At 62.8% G+C, this 15,233-nt stretch carries 16 protein-coding genes and 1 pseudogene; 9 read left to right on the plus strand and 8 right to left on the minus strand.

Annotation, left to right across the window (positions count from 1 at the left end; translation table 11 throughout):
* From F3H26_RS01635 to F3H26_RS01655, 5 genes are all read right to left on the minus strand, one after another.
* The coding region (locus tag F3H26_RS01635; RefSeq protein ID WP_223162404.1) for an ATP-binding cassette domain-containing protein at positions 1 to 188 on the minus strand (188 nt) is incomplete at its 3' end.
* Between the two features lie 140 nt (positions 189 to 328).
* Positions 329 to 1,375 carry a sensor histidine kinase gene (locus F3H26_RS01640; RefSeq protein WP_149774328.1) on the minus strand — a complete coding sequence of 349 codons (1,047 nt, stop codon included), beginning with the start codon at positions 1,373 to 1,375 and terminating at the stop codon, positions 329 to 331.
* Positions 1,376 to 1,391: 16 nt separating this feature from the next.
* A complete protein-coding gene (locus tag F3H26_RS01645) occupies positions 1,392 to 1,925 on the minus strand; it encodes a gamma carbonic anhydrase family protein (RefSeq protein ID WP_149774329.1) in 534 nt (177 codons plus the stop codon).
* A complete protein-coding gene (gene gmk / locus F3H26_RS01650; RefSeq protein WP_149774330.1) occupies positions 1,922 to 2,563 on the minus strand; it encodes a guanylate kinase in 642 nt (213 codons plus the stop codon). Before gmk ends, F3H26_RS01645 begins: the two co-directional genes overlap by 4 nt.
* A gap of 16 nt (positions 2,564 to 2,579) precedes the next feature.
* Positions 2,580 to 3,470, minus strand: coding sequence for a YicC/YloC family endoribonuclease (locus F3H26_RS01655; RefSeq protein WP_149774331.1), 891 nt, complete (start codon positions 3,468 to 3,470; stop codon positions 2,580 to 2,582).
* 286 nt (positions 3,471 to 3,756) lie between these two features.
* On the opposite strand from F3H26_RS01655, the gene F3H26_RS01660 reads away from it, so the two are divergent.
* Complete coding sequence (locus F3H26_RS01660; protein ID WP_223162405.1) at positions 3,757 to 4,374, plus strand: PAS domain-containing protein; 618 nt, start codon at positions 3,757 to 3,759, stop codon at positions 4,372 to 4,374.
* 66 nt (positions 4,375 to 4,440) lie between these two features.
* Here F3H26_RS01660 and F3H26_RS01665 read toward each other — a convergent pair whose 3' ends face one another.
* Complete coding sequence (locus F3H26_RS01665; RefSeq protein ID WP_149774333.1) at positions 4,441 to 5,811, minus strand: class II 3-deoxy-7-phosphoheptulonate synthase; 1,371 nt, start codon at positions 5,809 to 5,811, stop codon at positions 4,441 to 4,443.
* Positions 5,812 to 5,980: 169 nt separating this feature from the next.
* Here F3H26_RS01665 and F3H26_RS01670 point away from each other — a divergent pair, with 169 nt between their 5' ends.
* Positions 5,981 to 6,985, plus strand: coding sequence for a GlxA family transcriptional regulator (locus F3H26_RS01670; protein ID WP_149774334.1), 1,005 nt, complete (start codon positions 5,981 to 5,983; stop codon positions 6,983 to 6,985).
* Between the two features lie 3 nt (positions 6,986 to 6,988).
* Here F3H26_RS01670 and F3H26_RS01675 read toward each other — a convergent pair whose 3' ends face one another.
* The gene (locus F3H26_RS01675) at positions 6,989 to 7,399 is read right to left on the minus strand and encodes a hypothetical protein (protein WP_149774335.1); all 411 of its coding nucleotides are present in this window, start codon (positions 7,397 to 7,399) and stop codon (positions 6,989 to 6,991) included.
* 32 nt (positions 7,400 to 7,431) lie between these two features.
* Positions 7,432 to 8,528: pseudogene (locus tag F3H26_RS01680) on the minus strand (PQQ-dependent sugar dehydrogenase).
* A 166-nt stretch (positions 8,529 to 8,694) separates the two neighbouring features.
* Here F3H26_RS01680 and F3H26_RS01685 point away from each other — a divergent pair.
* From F3H26_RS01685 to F3H26_RS01715, 7 genes are all read left to right on the plus strand, one after another.
* Entirely contained in the window at positions 8,695 to 9,876 is a 1,182-nt protein-coding gene (locus tag F3H26_RS01685) for an ABC transporter substrate-binding protein (protein WP_149774336.1), read from the plus strand.
* Between the two features lie 129 nt (positions 9,877 to 10,005).
* Entirely contained in the window at positions 10,006 to 10,794 is a 789-nt protein-coding gene (locus F3H26_RS01690; RefSeq protein WP_005983120.1) for an ABC transporter ATP-binding protein, read from the plus strand.
* A complete protein-coding gene (locus F3H26_RS01695) occupies positions 10,791 to 11,621 on the plus strand; it encodes an ABC transporter ATP-binding protein (protein WP_149774337.1) in 831 nt (276 codons plus the stop codon). Before F3H26_RS01690 ends, F3H26_RS01695 begins: the two co-directional genes overlap by 4 nt.
* A gap of 328 nt (positions 11,622 to 11,949) precedes the next feature.
* Positions 11,950 to 12,279, plus strand: a complete 330-nt coding sequence (locus F3H26_RS01700) for a hypothetical protein (protein ID WP_149774338.1) — start codon at positions 11,950 to 11,952, stop codon at positions 12,277 to 12,279.
* A 208-nt stretch (positions 12,280 to 12,487) separates the two neighbouring features.
* Positions 12,488 to 13,498 carry a branched-chain amino acid ABC transporter permease gene (locus F3H26_RS01705; RefSeq protein ID WP_149774339.1) on the plus strand — a complete coding sequence of 337 codons (1,011 nt, stop codon included), beginning with the start codon at positions 12,488 to 12,490 and terminating at the stop codon, positions 13,496 to 13,498.
* Entirely contained in the window at positions 13,495 to 14,808 is a 1,314-nt protein-coding gene (locus F3H26_RS01710; RefSeq protein WP_149774340.1) for a branched-chain amino acid ABC transporter permease, read from the plus strand. Before F3H26_RS01705 ends, F3H26_RS01710 begins: the two co-directional genes overlap by 4 nt.
* A 162-nt stretch (positions 14,809 to 14,970) precedes the next feature.
* Positions 14,971 to 15,225, plus strand: coding sequence for a hypothetical protein (locus F3H26_RS01715; protein ID WP_149774341.1), 255 nt, complete (start codon positions 14,971 to 14,973; stop codon positions 15,223 to 15,225).
* Positions 15,226 to 15,233 lie beyond the last annotated feature (8 nt).

A 15,233-nucleotide genomic window follows, 5' to 3' on the forward strand; every position in this document is an offset into this window, starting at 1 on the left:
CAGATGTCGATCGTGTCGTTCATCCGGTTCAGGCAGCGCAGGAACGTGGACTTGCCGCAGCCCGACGGCCCGATGAAGGCCGTGACCGTCTTGTCTCCGATTTCGACGTTCACGTCCTTGATGGAATGCGTGTCGCCATAGTGGACGTTGACGTCCCGTGCCGAGATCTTGATCGTTTTTTCGCCCACTTCCTGCTCCGCTCGCGCCAGTTCGTCCGGTTGCTGCAGGTAAAGACGCGCATTGCCGAAAAGGCGCCCCCCGCAACCGGGCCATCGCATGCCGGGCGGTCAAAGGTCAAGCTTTGCCGCTTGTGCGCGGATCGGAACGATCACAGCGGCAGAATGACCGTAAACACCGCGCCCTTGCCCAGATCGCTCTCGACCCGCAGCCGGCCCCGATGCCGGTTGACGATATGTTTCACGATGGCCAGGCCCAGGCCCGTGCCGCCCAGTTGCCGCGACCGGTGGCTGTCGGCGCGATAGAACCGCTCGGTCAGGCGCGGCAGGTGTATCGGGTCGATCCCCGGGCCCTTGTCGATGACCTGAACCCGAACCGCAGCGCCGCGGACGGCCGGATCGCGCTCGGCTACCGAAACCCGCAGCTCGACGCTGCCGCCGCTGCCGCCGTACTTGATCGCGTTCTCGACCAGATTCGTGAACACCTGCCGCAACTGGTCGGCGTCTCCGGGCAGGTGCACCGGCGCCTCGGGCGCCGTCAGAGCCAGCGTCACGTCCGCGCTCTCGGCCAGGGGGCGCAGAGTGGCCAGGGTGGACTCCAGCACTTCGGTCAGGTCCAGCCGTTCCGTCGGGCGCACCCTCTCTTCGCTTTCGACCCGGTTCAACGACAGCAAGTCCCCGACCAGCCGGTTCATGCGGCTGGCCTCGTCGGCCATGATCTGCAGGAACCTGTCCCGCGCGGCAGGGTCGTCGCGGGCCGGGCCGCGCAGCGTTTCGATGAACCCCATCAGGGCCGTCAGCGGCGTGCGCAGCTCGTGGCTGACATTGGCCACGAAATCCCGGCGCATCTGCCGCGCCTGTTCCAGATGGGTCACGTCCATGAAACTGGCCAGAACAGCACCGGCCGACACAGCGCCGACACCATCAATGTAACGGCAGTGGACCTGAAAGGTAGTGTCCTGCGCCCCGTCATTGGCCAGGTGCCGCGCGGTGGCCGATCCCTTGGCGCGCAGGCTCTTTTCGATCGCTTCGACGACCGGCGGCTGGCGCAGGATCGTGGCGAAATGCCGGTTGTCGAGATTGCGCCCCAACAGGGTTCTGGCCTCGGCGTTCGCGGCGATGATCCGCTCGGTCTGGTCGATCACAAGCGCTGGCATCGGCACGGCCGAAACGAATTCGGCAAGGTTGGCGTCGGACATGAATGGCCCCTTGCGTCTAGTCCCCGACACGCACGGGTTTCAGGCCGTCGCGGAATTTGCGCATGTTGTCCTGATAGTGCAACGCGCTGAGCGTGATCTGCTGCGCGGCTGCCGCGTCCAGTTCGCGCACCACTTTGCCGGGCGCGCCCATGACCAGCGAATTGTCCGGGATTTCCTTGCCTTCGGTGATCAGGGCGCCGGCCCCGATCAGGCAGTTCCGCCCGATCCTGGCGCCATTCAGTACGATCGCCCCCATTCCGATCAGGCTGTTGTCGCCGATCGTGCAGCCGTGCAGCATGACCTTGTGGCCGATCGTGCAATTCTTGCCGATGGTCAGGGGGAACCCGGCATCGATATGCATCACGCAGTTTTCCTGCACGTTGCTGCCCTGCCCCACGCGGATTTCCTCGTGATCGGCACGGATCGTGCAGCCAAACCAGACCGAGGCGCCCTGTTCCAGCACCACCTTGCCGATCAGGTTGGCATCGGGGGCAACCCAGGTGTCCTCGTGGATTTGCGGGGCGTGATCGCCCAATGCATAGATCGTCATTTCATGCTCTCAAATTCTTGTTGCAGGGCGCGGACATGCTCTTGCAGTTTGGGTTGCTGGATCCGCCGCATTCGCTCGGCGCTGACGATGGTTTTCAGCTTGTCCTCGGTCGCATCCAGATCGTCGTTGATCAGGACATAGTCGTAATAGCCCCAGTGGCTGATCTCGTCCCAGCTTTTCATCATGCGCTTGGCGATCACCTCGGGCGCGTCCTGCCCGCGCGTCTCCAACCTGCGGCGCAGTTCCTTGATCGAGGGCGGCAGGATGAAGATCGACAGCGCGTGCTTGCCCAGTTCCGAGTTGCGGATCTGCACCTCGCCCTGCCAGTCCACGTCGAACAGCACGTCCCGGCCGCTTTGAATCGCGTCGCGCACCGGGCCGGCGGGCGAGCCGTAGAAATTGCCGAAGACATGCGCGTGTTCCAGCATCTGTCCGCTGGCGACCTGCTGGCGAAACTCGTCCTCGGACAGAAAGCAGTAATCCTTCCCGTGAACCTCGCCCGGGCGGGGCTTGCGCGTCGTCGCCGAAACCGAGAACTGAAGACCGGGGTCCCAGTTCATCAGCCGATGGGCCAGCGTCGATTTACCCGCGCCCGAAGGCGATGACAGAATGATGAGAAGGCCCCGGCGATCCGCCATCTGTGATTGTCCTTGTCTATTCAACGTTTTGTACCTGTTCGCGCAACTGGTATATCACCGCCTTCAACTCCAGGCCAACCGCCGTCAGTTCGGCGTTCTGCGATTTGGAGCACAAAGTGTTGGCCTCGCGGTTGAACTCCTGCGCCAGAAAATCCAGCTTGCGGCCCACCGGGCCGTCCTGCGCCAGCAGCGCCCGTGCCGCGGCGACATGGGCGGTCAGCCGGTCGAGCTCTTCGGTGATGTCGGATTTCACGGCGATCAGCGCCAGTTCCTGGGCCACGCGGTCCGGGTCGGCGCCCTGGGCGTTGTCCAGAACCCGGGCCAGGTTCTGACGCAGCGCATCGGCCATCGCGTCGGCGCGGGCCTGCGCCAGATCGACGGCCTGCGCGGTCAGCGCCTCGATCCGGTCCAGATGGTCGGCCAGAACCGCAGCCAGGGCCTCGCCTTCGGTCCTGCGCATCTCGATGAAATCCGCCAGCAGGTTTCCGAACGCGGCCTTCAGCGCCTCGACCAGCGGCGCCGGGTCGTCGTCTTCGGCGCCGGTCTCCAGCATCCCTTTCAACGCCAGCAGGTCGCCCGCCCGCGTAGGGGCCAGAGAAACGCCCTGTTGCGCCGCCAGTTCCTCGGCCCGGGCAACCGCGGACAGCGCCGCACGCATCGCCGGTTCGTTCAGGCTCAGGTCGGTGGCCGTTTCCTGCCGCGTGATCCGCAGGGTCAGCGTTACGTTGCCGCGGCCGATCATGCGCGACAGCTCGGCCCGCAGCGCCGCTTCGAGCCCGGTCAGCCACTCGGGCACCCGCAGCCGCATGTCCAGCCCCTTGCCGTTCACGCTGCGCAGTTCCCAACTCCAGCCATGCGGCCCGCAGGCCCCCTTGCCCGAAGCAAAACCCGTCATGGATTTGATCATGCCTGCCCTTTCCGACTGTCGCCCTGCGCTGCTGCACCTAATGCCATCGCGCCGGTCAGGGCAAGAGTTTGCTTATGGCGCACTTCATCCGGGCAAGTTAACCATTCGTTAAAGATTTGCTCCAATTTTATGTAAACCCGTGTCAATCTGTCAGTCACAAGGACAGGTCGGTTGCAGTTGGCCGCAGCGCCGCAGCAGACCAAAGGGCGGCCATTCGACACGAGGTGATGAAATGAAAACCTTCTTCGGGAACGGTTCCGGGCCGAAACTTGGAAAGATCATCGCAATGGACCGCTTTGACAGTGGGCGCAGTCTGTCGCCGATCCGTCAGGCAGAATCTTACTGGACCGCGCTGCTGGGCGACGACGGGGTTCCCCGGAGGTCGCAGATCGATCCGCGCGGACTGGAAAACATTCTGGAATACACGTTCATCCTGGAACGCATCGCGCCCGGTCTGGCCCGGTTCCGGCTGGCCGGCAGCCATCTGAGCAAGATCGCCGGCATGGAAGTACGCGGCATGCCGTTGACCGCGTTCTTCGATCCTTCGTCGCGCGACCGGATCACCGAAGAACTGGAGAAGGTTTTCTCCGAGCCAGCGATCGGAGAGTTCACCCTGGTTTCGAAGGGCAAGCTGGGTCGGGTCCGGCTCGAGGCGCGGATGATCCTGCTGCCTCTGCGCAGCGATCTGGGCGATGTCAGCCGGATTCTTGGCGTTCTGGTCAGCGATGGCGTGATCGGCACGACGCCCCGCCGTTTTACGATCGACTCCAGCCAGGTCCGGCCGTTGGTCGCGGTTCAACGGCAGGCCGAACACCCCCGTCTCGAGTCCGGGTTTGCCGAGGATCAGGCCGAGTTCAAGGGCCCATCTGGCCATCTGAAGCTGGTCTATTCCCGAGACGATTGAACCCTGTTCGATCGAACGAAAAACGGCGGGCCTCGGCCCGCCGCTCCCGTTTCGGAACAACCGCGATCAGCTGGCCGCGCGTTTCTTGCGTTCGCGGCGCAGGTTGGTCAGCTCTTCGGCCACAAGGAAGGCCAGCTCGAGCGACTGCGACGCGTTCAGGCGCGGGTCGCAGGCGGTGTGGTAGCGGTCCGACAGGTCCTCTTCGCTGACGGCGCGGACGCCGCCGGTGCATTCGGTCACGTCCAGGCCGGTCATCTCGAAATGCACGCCGCCGGGGATCGTGCCCTCGGCCTGATGCACGCCGAAGAAATCCCGCACCTCGCGCAGGACCGATTCGAACGGCCGGGTCTTGTAGCCGGTGGCCGACTTGATCGTGTTGCCGTGCATCGGGTCGCAGACCCAGGTCACCTTGGCGCCCTCTTCCTTGACGGCCTTGATCAGACGCGGCAGATGCTCGCCCGCCTTGCCCGCGCCGAAACGCGCGATCAGGGTCAGGCGGCCTTCCTCGTTGTCCGGGTTCAGCTTGGACATCAGAACCTTGAGGTCCTCAGCCGTTGTCGTCGGGCCGCATTTCAGACCGATCGGGTTCAGCACGCCGCGGCAGAATTCGACATGCGCGCCGTCGGGCTGGCGGGTGCGGTCGCCGATCCAGATCATGTGGCCCGAGCCGGCCAGCCACTTGCCCGAAGTCGAATCCAGCCGTGTCAGCGCCTCTTCGTATTCCAGCAACAGCCCTTCGTGGCTGGTGTAGAACTCGACGGTCGAGAATTCATGGGTGGTGTCGGCGGTGATTCCGGCGGCCTCCATGAAGTCGATCGTGTCCTGAATGCGGTCGGCGATCTCGGAGTATTTCTGCACGTCCTGTTCGTCGGTGAAGCCCAGCGTCCAGGAATGCACGCGGCTCATGTCGGCGAAGCCGCCGGTCGAGAACGCGCGCAGCAGGTTCAGCGTGGCCGCGGCCTGGGTATAGGCCTGCAACATCTTCTCGGGCTTGGGTTCGCGCGCCTCGGGGGTGAAGGCCAGCTCGTTGATGATGTCACCACGATAGCTGGGCAGCTCGACGCCGTCGATCACCTCGGTCGGGGCGCTGCGGGGTTTGGCGAACTGGCCGGCCATGCGACCCACCTTGATCACCGGAACCTTGGCGCCATAGGTCAGCACCATCGCCATCTGCAGCATCACCTTGAAGGTGTCACGGATCGCATCGGCGCTGAACTGGTCGAAGCTTTCGGCGCAATCCCCACCCTGCAGCAAAAAGGCCTCGCCGCGACCGGCGGCACCCAGATGTTGCTTGAGGCGCCGCGCCTCGCCTGCAAAGACCAGCGGGGGATACTGCGAAAGCTTGGCCTCGACCTTGGCCAAGGCGGCCTTGTCGGTATAGTCTGGCATCTGAACCCGCGGCTTGGTGCGCCAGTTCGATTTTTGCCACTCGGTCATAGCTTTGATCTCCGCTGATGTATTTCAGGTGGTCTCTATACAAAATCCACGGGCCAGAGACCATAACCGATTTGCGCCTCTTGACGTCGGAAACAAGCTTTGAGCATGGTGGCGGTCAAGTTCGCCGCAGGCCCTGCGCCTCGGCCCGCCGAATCAAGGACAGTTCGCCATGCAAGAGCAACGCCAAGTTGTCACCGTGGACAAGGATGCGGTTAAGCCGCGCAACTTCGTTTTTGTTCTGCTGGACAAGTTTTCCTTGCTGTCGTTCGCCTCGGCGCTCGACAGTCTGCGTATCGCGAACCGGATGGCGGACCGACAGATCTATGCCTGGACCCTGGCTGGCGAAGGCGGCGAGACTGTGCAATGCTCGGCCGGAACCACCTTTCAACTGGATCGCGATCTGGGCGAGTTGCAGCGCGATGACGTGATCATCGTCTGCGGCGGGGTCGATGTGCAGGCCGCCACGACCAAGAAAGTGTTGAACTGGCTGCGCCGCGAGGCCCGCAAGGGATTGCGGATCGGCGGGCTGTGCACCGCTGCCTATACCCTGGCCAAGGCCGGTCTGCTGGATGGCAAACGCGCCACGATCCACTGGGAAAACGCCGACAGTTTCGCCGAGGAATTCGACGAGGTCGAACTGACCAAATCGGTGTTTCTGATCGACGGCAACCGGATGACGACGGCGGGCGGCACCTCGTCGATCGATTTGATGCTGAAGCTGATCGCCGATGATTACGGTGAGGAACTGGCCAATGCGGTGGCCGACCAGATGATCTATTCCTCGATCCGCACCGATCAGGACACCCAGCGCCTGTCGACGCCCACACGGATCGGCGTACGCCACCCCAAGCTGAGCCAGGTCATCCTGATGATGGAAAAAAACATCGAGGAGCCGATCTCGCCCTCGATCCTGGCCAAGGAGGTCGGCATGTCCACCCGCCAACTCGAGCGGCTGTTCCGGCGGTACCTGAGCCGTTCGCCCAAGCGCTATTACATGGAACTGCGCCTGCACAAGGCGCGCAACCTGCTGATGCAGACCGACATGAGCGTGATCAACGTGGCCTTGGCCTGCGGTTTTGCCAGCCCCAGCCATTTCTCGAAATGCTACCGCGCGCATTACAACACCACGCCCTATCGCGAGCGTGGAACGCAGAGCGGACGGCTGTCGGTCTGACGCCTAGAACTTCGCCAGAATGGGCTCGGCGCGGGTGTTGATGCTGAACTGCAGAACCATCACGCCGTCGTCGCGTTGGTGCAGAAGGGCATAATAGTAGAGATAGCTGTTCTTGTCGTTCCAGTAGATCCGCATTTCCTGCGCGAACCCGTTCTCAAGCTCGACCCGTTTGGCCACGTCGGCATTGGTCAGGTAGTACGGAACACGGTCACGCAGCTGCCCTTGCAGGACTTGCATCTGCTGCGGCGTGTATTCGTCGGCGCCGCCCAACCGGCTGATGACGTTCGAAAACTCGCGGTTCTTCATCTTGGTGTCGACGAAGGCTTCATAATCGGCATAGGTCGAAAAGACCTCGTCGGCCGCGGCAGGAAGGGATGACAGGCAAAGGACAACGGCTGCGAGAAAGCGGAACATATCAATCCTCTTTGAAGTGTATCGCGACACCCCTAGGAGGATCTGGCGATCCTGTAAACCGCGCCCTGCCCGACCGAGATGAACCAGATCGCGCCATCCGGGGCCTGCACGATGTCGCGGACCCGTTCGATCTCGGGGCCTTTGATCTGCTCGACCTCGCGCAACGGGTTTCCGGACAGCCGCGCGATATAGTCGAATTTCAGCGAACCTACGAAAATGTCGCCCCTCCATTCAGGAAACATCCTGCCCGAATAGACCATCAAGCCCGACGGTGCGATCGACGGATCCCAGTACAGGCGCGGCTGTTCCATGCCGGGTCTGCTTGTTCCCTCACCGATTTTTCCCCTGAATAATGCGTGCCGTAGGAAATCACCGGCCAGCCGAAATTGGCGCCGGGCTTGACAAGGTTCACCTCGTCGCCGCCCTTGGCGCCATGTTCGGAAACCCACAAGCGGCCGCGTGTATCAATATCAGCGCCTTGCGGGTTGCGATGGCCATACGACCAGATCTCGGGGCGTACACCGGCCTGCCCGACAAAGGGGTTGTCAGCCGGGATCGAGCCATCCCGATTGACGCGGACGACGGTCCCCATGTGGGTCGCCAGATCCTGGGCGCTGGGCCGGTCTCCGCGGTCGCCCAGCGTGACGAACAGGGTGCCGTCTGGCGCCTCGACCACGCGCGATCCGAAATGACGCCCGCCCGAGCCGCCGGGGATGGCCTCGAAGATCACGCGCAGGTTGGTCAGACGGCGGCCGTCATCGGACAGGCGGGCCACGGCAAGCGCGGTCCCGGCGCCGCCGGGCTGAGGTTTGGAAAAGGTCAGAAAGATCTCGCGGCTGGTCGGGAAGTCGCGGGCCACGGTCACGTCCAGCAACCCGGCCTGCCCCTGCGCGGCGATCTTCGGCACACCCCGCACGCGCCGGGCCCGACCCTCGCGGGCCAGCAGCATGTCGCCGTCGCGCTCCGTCACCAGAAAGCTGCCGTCGGGCAGCAGCCCGATGGCCCACGGCGTGTCCAGCCCGCCCAGCATCCGGGTCACGGATACCGGGCCGAGCGATGTCCGCAAGCCGTCCGCCGCCCCAGCCACAGCCGATGCCATCAGCCAGAGAATCGCGAAAATCCGGGTCATGATGATGCCTCATAAGCTGCCTTGTCGGGCGATGGCCCGAACCAAGCCCATCAAATCAAATAGTGTTAACGCCACCAAAGGCACATCTTCGTTAGGACTTTTCTTTTTCCGACAGCTTGCCTAGGGTCGGGCCAGAACGACATCGTTCCAAACAGGGAGTAACCTTATGAAAAAGCTGCTTACTGCAACTGCAGCAACCGCATTGCTGGCCGGTGCCGCAATGGCCGAAGACGTCAAGCTGGGCATTCTGCTGGGCTTCACCGGGCCGATTGAATCGCTGGCCCCGGCCATGGGCGCGGGCGCCGAACTGGCAATCGCCGAAGTGTCCGAGTCCGGCAAGCTGCTGGATGGATCCACCGTCACCCCGATGCGCGCCGACACCGGCTGTATCGACAACGGTCTGGCCACCTCGAACGGTGAACGCCTGATCGCGGATGGCGTGGCCGGCATCATCGGCGGCGACTGCTCGGGCGTGACCGGCGCCGTTCTGCAGAACGTCGCCATTCCGAACGGCATGGTCATGATCTCGCCCTCGGCCACCTCGCCGGGCCTGTCGACCATGGAGGACAACGGCCTGTTCTTCCGCACCGCCCCGTCGGATGCGCGCGAAGGTCAGGTGATGGCCGACATCCTGAAGGATCGCGGCATCAACTCGATCGCCCTGACCTATACCAACAACGACTACGGCAAAGGTCTGGCCGACGCGATCCAGTCGTCGTTCGAGGCGGTGGGTGGTGAAGTGACCATCGTCGCCGCGCATGAAGACGGCAAGGCCGACTACTCGGCCGAAGTGGGCGCGCTGGCGTCGGCCGGTGGCGACATCCTGGTGGTTGCCGGGTATCTCGACCAGGGTGGTCTGGGCATCATCCAGTCGGCGCTGGACAGCGGCGCGTTCGACACGTTCGGCCTGCCTGGCGGCATGATCGGTGACTCGCTGCCCGCCAATGTCGGCCCCGACCTGAACGGCTCGTTCGGTCAGATCGCCGGTTCGGGCGGTGAAGGCGCCGAGAAGTATTTCGCCATGGCCGAAGCCGCCGGTTTCGACGGCTCGTCGCCCTACTCGCCCGAAAGCTATGACGCCGCCGCGCTGTTCATGCTGGCAATGCAGGCCGCGGGCTCGACCAATCCGGCCGACTATGCCGGCAAGGTGATGGAGGTCGCCAACGCCCCCGGCGAGAAGATCTATCCGGGTGAACTGGCCAAGGGTCTGGAACTGTTGGCCGCCGGTCAGGACATCGACTATGTCGGCGCCTCGGGCGTCGAGCTGATCGGACCGGGTGAAAGCGCCGGCTCGTACCGCGAGATCGAGGTTCAGGACGGCAAGAACGTGACCGTCAAGTTCCGTTGATCGGTCGGACGACCACTTGAGAGCAGACAGCCCGGGCCTTGTGTCCGGGCTGTTTCAATGACAAAAGGCGCCACCCTTTCGGGAATGGGGCAACAGGAAGAGCCGCGTATGCCGCGGACAGGGGAACACATGATCGTCGTCGAGGACGTGCACAAGCATTTCGGCGGTTTCCATGCGGTGGACGGGGCGTCGCTGGAAATCGAAAAAGGCTCGATTACCGGCCTGATCGGCCCGAACGGGGCTGGAAAAACCACTCTTTTCAACGTGATCGCGGGTGTTTTGCCACCGACCAGCGGCAAGGTCTGGATGGATGGCGAGGACATCACCGGCCTGCCCCCGCACGAGCTGTTCCACAAGGGCCTGCTGCGCACCTTCCAGATCGCGCACGAATTCTCGTCGATGACCTGCCGGGAGAACCTGATGATGGTGCCGGGCAACCAGTCGGGGGAATCGCTGTGGAACACCTGGTTCGGCCGCAAGCGGATCGCCGACGAGGAGCGCGCCCTGCGTGCCAAGGCGGACGAGGTGCTGGAGTTCCTGACCATCGAACATCTGGCCGATCACAAGGCGGGTCAGGTCTCGGGCGGCCAGAAAAAGCTGCTGGAACTGGGCCGCACGATGATGGTGGACGCCAAGATCGTGTTCCTGGACGAGGTCGGCGCCGGCGTGAACCGCACCCTGCTGATGACCATCGCCGACACGATCCTGCGCCTGAACAAAGAGCGCGGCTATACCTTCGTGGTGATCGAGCATGACATGGATTTCATCGGCAAGATCTGCGATCCGGTGATCTGCATGGCCGAGGGCAAGGTTCTGGCGCAGGGTACGCTGGACGAGATCAAGGCCAACGAGCACGTCATCGAGGCCTATCTGGGCACCGGCCTGAAGAACAAGGACAAGCTGGAGGCCGGGGCATGAGCGACAACCCCTACCAGGACGACAAGGGCAACAAGGACGCCTCGATCACCAATACCCGCGGCATGGGCACCATGACCCCGGCGCACCGTGTCAGCGGCAAGACCGAATATGTGGGCGGCGGCCCCTTCCTGATCGGCGACAGCATGACCGGCGGCTATGGCAAGGGCCCCGACATCCTGCACGATTGCACCATCTCGGTGGACAAGGGCGAAATCGCCGTGATCGTCGGCCCCAACGGCGCCGGCAAATCCACCGCCATGAAGGCGGTGTTCGGGATGCTGGATGTGCGCTCGGGCTCGGTGCGGCTGGATGGCGAGGACATCACCAACCTCAGCCCGCAGGACCGGGTGGTCAAGGGCATGGGCTTCGTGCCGCAGACCTCGAACATCTTCACCTCGATGACGGTTCAGGAAAACCTGGAAATGGGGGCCTTCATCCGCACCGACGATTTCTCGGACACGATGGAGCAGGTGTTCGAGCTGTTCCCGATCCTGCGGGACAAGCGCCACCAGCCCGCCGGTGAACTGTCGGGTGGTCAGCGGCAACAGGTGGCCGTGGGCCGGGCGCTGATGACCAAGCCCAAGGTGCTGATGCTGGACGAACCCACCGCGGGTGTCTCGCCGATCGTAATGGACGAGCTGTTCGACCGCATCATCGAAGTGTCGCGCACCGGTCTGCCGATTCTGATGGTGGAACAGAACGCCCGCCAGGCGCTCGAGATTGCCGACAAGGGCTATGTGCTGGTCCAGGGGCGCAACGCCTACACCGGAACCGGCAAGGAACTGCTGGCCGACCCCGAGGTGCGCAAGTCGTTTTTGGGTGGCTGATCGACGCATTCGAAAAGCCGGTTTTTCCATGGGGCCAGTCGGGATTCTCGGCTGGTCTTTTTGCTTGATCGCATTGCGAAGAAATGAAGGCCAGAACATGGCAGCCGATGTTCCCAACAAAACCACACGACAAACCGGGCCGAATTAGACAACTGGAAAACATCAATAATTTTCCCGCGACCCGTCGTGAAAAAAAGAGCGGAGAAAATAGCGGAATGCCAATCTGCTGCTGTAATCCGGTCAAACTTCGAAAATATCGCTGCGACCGAACCACTCCACCCCCCTTCGAAAAGCGCCCCTGCTGGGGCACAGGAATTGGAAGTCAAAAATGAAAAAATGGATGATCGCGGCCTTGACCGCGCAACTGGCAACCGGCGCTGTCGCGCAGCAACGCGAATTCGTGTGCATCTCGGACATTGATGGAACCGAATACCGGCTGACACGGCTTGAAGACGGGCAAAAGGGATCGGTCAAATTCGGTGACACGACCGGGGATGCCCAGGTGTTCCCAGGGTTGAACAACCTGACCTTCATCCTGGCGACCGAACAGCATGTCATGACGTTCTTCGTCAAAAGCCCGGATCTGTCCTACAACCTGTCCATTCGTCGCCCGGTCCTTCAAAACGACCGCGGGAAATGCACGGAAGCCGCCGCCTGAGCACCCCCTCAGCAGGCAGAGAGACCGCGCCGCCCCCCTTCGGCGCGGTCTTTTTCTTGCGGGAAATCCCCGGCGCCGCGGCACGAATGTCGGAACTCTGGCAAACCGCATAAAAACATGCGCAAAGCCGCAAAAATCATGTTCCAAATTGTTGAGTCTCGTGCCGCCGTCATGCCATAAAGCCGCACCCGGACAGTGAGAAAATACAATGGATCTACTGAACGCGCTTGTGGCGCTTGCGAACTTTGTGATCGTGCCCGCGGTTGCCTATGGCAGCCAGCTGGCCCTTGGGGCGCTGGGGGTCACCCTGATCTACGGCATCCTGCGGTTTTCCAACTTTGCCCATGGCGACACGATGGCCTTTGGCGCCATGATCGCCGTGCTGGTCACCTGGGGTTTCCAGGCCGCCGGGGTCACGTTCGGGCCATTGCCCACCGCGCTGCTGGCCCTGCCCTTTGCCATTCTGGGCTGCATCGCCCTTGTGCTGATCACCGACAGGCTGGTCTATCGCTTCTATCGTGACCAGAAGGCCAAGCCCGTCATCCTGGTGATCGTCTCCATGGGCGTCATGTTCATCCTGAACGGCTTGGTGCGCTTCATCATCGGCCCTGATGACCAGCGGTTTTCCGATGGCGCGCGGTTCCTGATTTCCGCGCGGGATTTCAAGGCTTTGACCGGATTGCGCGAAGGTCTGGCGATCAAGACCTCGCAAGGCATCACCGTAATCGTGGCCGTCGTCGCCGTGGCGCTGCTGTTCTGGTTCCTGAACAAGACCCGTACGGGCAAGTCGATGCGCGCCTATTCCGACAACGAGGATCTGGCACTGCTGTCCGGCATCAATCCCGAACGCGTGGTGATGATCACCTGGATCATCGTCGCCGCGCTGGCCACCACGGCGGGCGTACTGTACGGGCTGGACAAAAGCTTCAAGCCGTTCGTCTACTTCCAACTGCTGCTGCCGATCTTCGCCTCGGCCATCGTCGGCGGACTGGGCAACCCGATCGGCGCCATCGCCGGCGGCTTCATCATCGCCTTTTCCGAAGTGACCATCACCTATGCCTGGAAAAAGGTGCTGGTCTACTTGCTGCCGGACAGCCTCGAGCCGTCGGGTCTGGTGCAGCTGTTGTCAACTGATTACAAATTCGCGGTCAGCTTCGTCATTCTGCTGATCGTGCTGCTGTTCAAGCCCACGGGCCTGTTCAAGGGGAAAGCGGTATGAGCGAAACGGTCAAGAACACCCTGCTGTTTGCACTGGTCGGCGGGCTGATCCTGCTGACCGGCTTCATGCAAAGCTGGAATACGGCGATCCTGATCGTGAACATGGGCTTGATTTCTGCGATCATGGCGATCGGAGTGAACCTGCAATGGGGCTTTGCCGGTCTGTTCAACGTCGGCGTCATGGGTTTTGTCGCTTTGGGCGGGCTGGCGGTGGTGCTGGTCTCGACCCCGCCGACGCCCGGAGCCTGGACCGCCGGCGGGTACGGGATCTTGCTTGCGCTTCTGTTGGGTGCGGCCACCGTGGTTGCGGCGGTCATGGCGGCCAGGAAACTGCCCAAGGGGCGCACCCAGACGCTGGCGATCATCGCGATCCTCGTGGTCGGGTTCTTTGTGTACCGCGCCGTGTTCGACCCCAGCGTCGCAGCCGTCGAGGCCATCGACCCCGCAGTGGCCGGCAATATCGGCGGCCTGAACCTGCCGGTGCTTCTGGCCTGGCCCGCCGGTGGCCTTCTGGCCGCCGGAGCCGCATGGCTGATCGGCAAGACGGCCCTTGGGCTGCGTTCGGATTACCTGGCCATTGCCACGCTGGGCATCGCCGAAATCATCATCGCCATCATGAAGAACGAGGACTGGCTGGCGCGCGGCGTCAAGAACGTCTACGGCATCCCGCGCCCCACCCCGTTCGTGGGCTATGAGATCGACCTGCAAAGCGATCCGTCTTTCGTCGAGCGCGCCGCAAGCCTTGGTCTGGACCCGGTCACCGCATCGACGCTGTGGGTCAAGACCGGCTATGCCTTCCTGTTCCTCGTCGTGCTGCTGGTCCTGCTTTGGATGGCGCAGATGGCGCTCAAGAGCCCCTGGGGCCGCATGATGCGGGCCATCCGCGACAACGAGGTCGCGGCCGAGGCCATGGGCAAGGACGTTACGCGCCGCCATCTGCAGATCTTCGTGCTGGGCTCGGCCATCTGCGGCATTGCCGGAGCAATGATGACCACGCTGGACGGGCAGTTGACCCCCAGCGCCTATCAGCCGCTGCGGTTCACGTTCCTCGTTTGGGTCATGGTCATCGTCGGTGGGTCGGGCAACAATTTCGGCTCGGTCCTGGGGGCGTTTCTGATCTGGTTCCTGTGGGTGCAGGTCGAACCGATCGGTTTGTGGTTGATGGATCTGATCACCGCCGGCATGCCGGACGGCAGCGCGCTCAAGACGCATCTTGTGGAAAGCGCCGCTCATATGCGCCTGTTCACGATGGGCCTGATCCTTCTGATCGTTCTCAGATTCAGCCCAAGGGGCCTGATCCCCGAGAAATAGGCGCCAGCGCCACCAAATCACACAAGCCGCGCCGGCCTCCTGGCGCGGCTAGTTGATTCCGGTCTTTAAAATGAATAGGAAAATCAGGCGCGTCCGAACTTTTCAGCCGTCGCCCGCACCACCAGCGGATACCAACCCAGACTTCAAGAGCATTGGAACACCATGACTTCGACGACCGTCAAATCAACCGTGTTGCTGGCCGGACTGGCCGTTCTGGCCGGATGTATTCCGTCGCCCCGCGACCTCGAGACCACGCCCGTCAAGGTCCAGACACCCAAGGGCGTCGTGACCTGTCAACTGTACCGGCAGGATCGGGTTGACTGGGATCGTGCGATCGACTTCCCGGCAACCAAGATGTCCGTCCCCGAAGCGGATGCCTATTGCCAGCAGGAAGGCCAGCGCCGCCTGGGGCGCTGACCCAACGG

This window comes from Ruegeria intermedia (assembly GCF_900129345.1).
In the GTDB taxonomy this organism is placed as follows: Bacteria; Pseudomonadota; Alphaproteobacteria; order Rhodobacterales; family Rhodobacteraceae; genus Ruegeria; species Ruegeria intermedia.

Excerpts from the sequence above, each read along its gene's own strand:
- F3H26_RS01640 (WP_149774328.1), bottom strand. The coding sequence starts at position 1,375 with ATGTCCGACGCCAACCTTGCCGAATTCGTTTCGGCCGTGCCGATGCCA.
- F3H26_RS01645 (WP_149774329.1), bottom strand. The coding sequence starts at position 1,925 with ATGACGATCTATGCATTGGGCGATCACGCCCCGCAAATCCACGAGGAC.
- gmk (WP_149774330.1), bottom strand. The coding sequence starts at position 2,563 with ATGGCGGATCGCCGGGGCCTTCTCATCATTCTGTCATCGCCTTCGGGC.
- F3H26_RS01655 (WP_149774331.1), bottom strand. The coding sequence starts at position 3,470 with ATGATCAAATCCATGACGGGTTTTGCTTCGGGCAAGGGGGCCTGCGGG.
- F3H26_RS01660 (WP_223162405.1), top strand. The coding sequence starts at position 3,757 with ATGGACCGCTTTGACAGTGGGCGCAGTCTGTCGCCGATCCGTCAGGCA.
- F3H26_RS01665 (WP_149774333.1), bottom strand. The coding sequence starts at position 5,811 with ATGACCGAGTGGCAAAAATCGAACTGGCGCACCAAGCCGCGGGTTCAG.
- F3H26_RS01670 (WP_149774334.1), top strand. The coding sequence starts at position 5,981 with ATGCAAGAGCAACGCCAAGTTGTCACCGTGGACAAGGATGCGGTTAAG.
- F3H26_RS01675 (WP_149774335.1), bottom strand. The coding sequence starts at position 7,399 with ATGTTCCGCTTTCTCGCAGCCGTTGTCCTTTGCCTGTCATCCCTTCCT.
- F3H26_RS01685 (WP_149774336.1), top strand. The coding sequence starts at position 8,695 with ATGAAAAAGCTGCTTACTGCAACTGCAGCAACCGCATTGCTGGCCGGT.
- F3H26_RS01690 (WP_005983120.1), top strand. The coding sequence starts at position 10,006 with ATGATCGTCGTCGAGGACGTGCACAAGCATTTCGGCGGTTTCCATGCG.
- F3H26_RS01695 (WP_149774337.1), top strand. The coding sequence starts at position 10,791 with ATGAGCGACAACCCCTACCAGGACGACAAGGGCAACAAGGACGCCTCG.
- F3H26_RS01700 (WP_149774338.1), top strand. The coding sequence starts at position 11,950 with ATGAAAAAATGGATGATCGCGGCCTTGACCGCGCAACTGGCAACCGGC.
- F3H26_RS01705 (WP_149774339.1), top strand. The coding sequence starts at position 12,488 with ATGGATCTACTGAACGCGCTTGTGGCGCTTGCGAACTTTGTGATCGTG.
- F3H26_RS01710 (WP_149774340.1), top strand. The coding sequence starts at position 13,495 with ATGAGCGAAACGGTCAAGAACACCCTGCTGTTTGCACTGGTCGGCGGG.
- F3H26_RS01715 (WP_149774341.1), top strand. The coding sequence starts at position 14,971 with ATGACTTCGACGACCGTCAAATCAACCGTGTTGCTGGCCGGACTGGCC.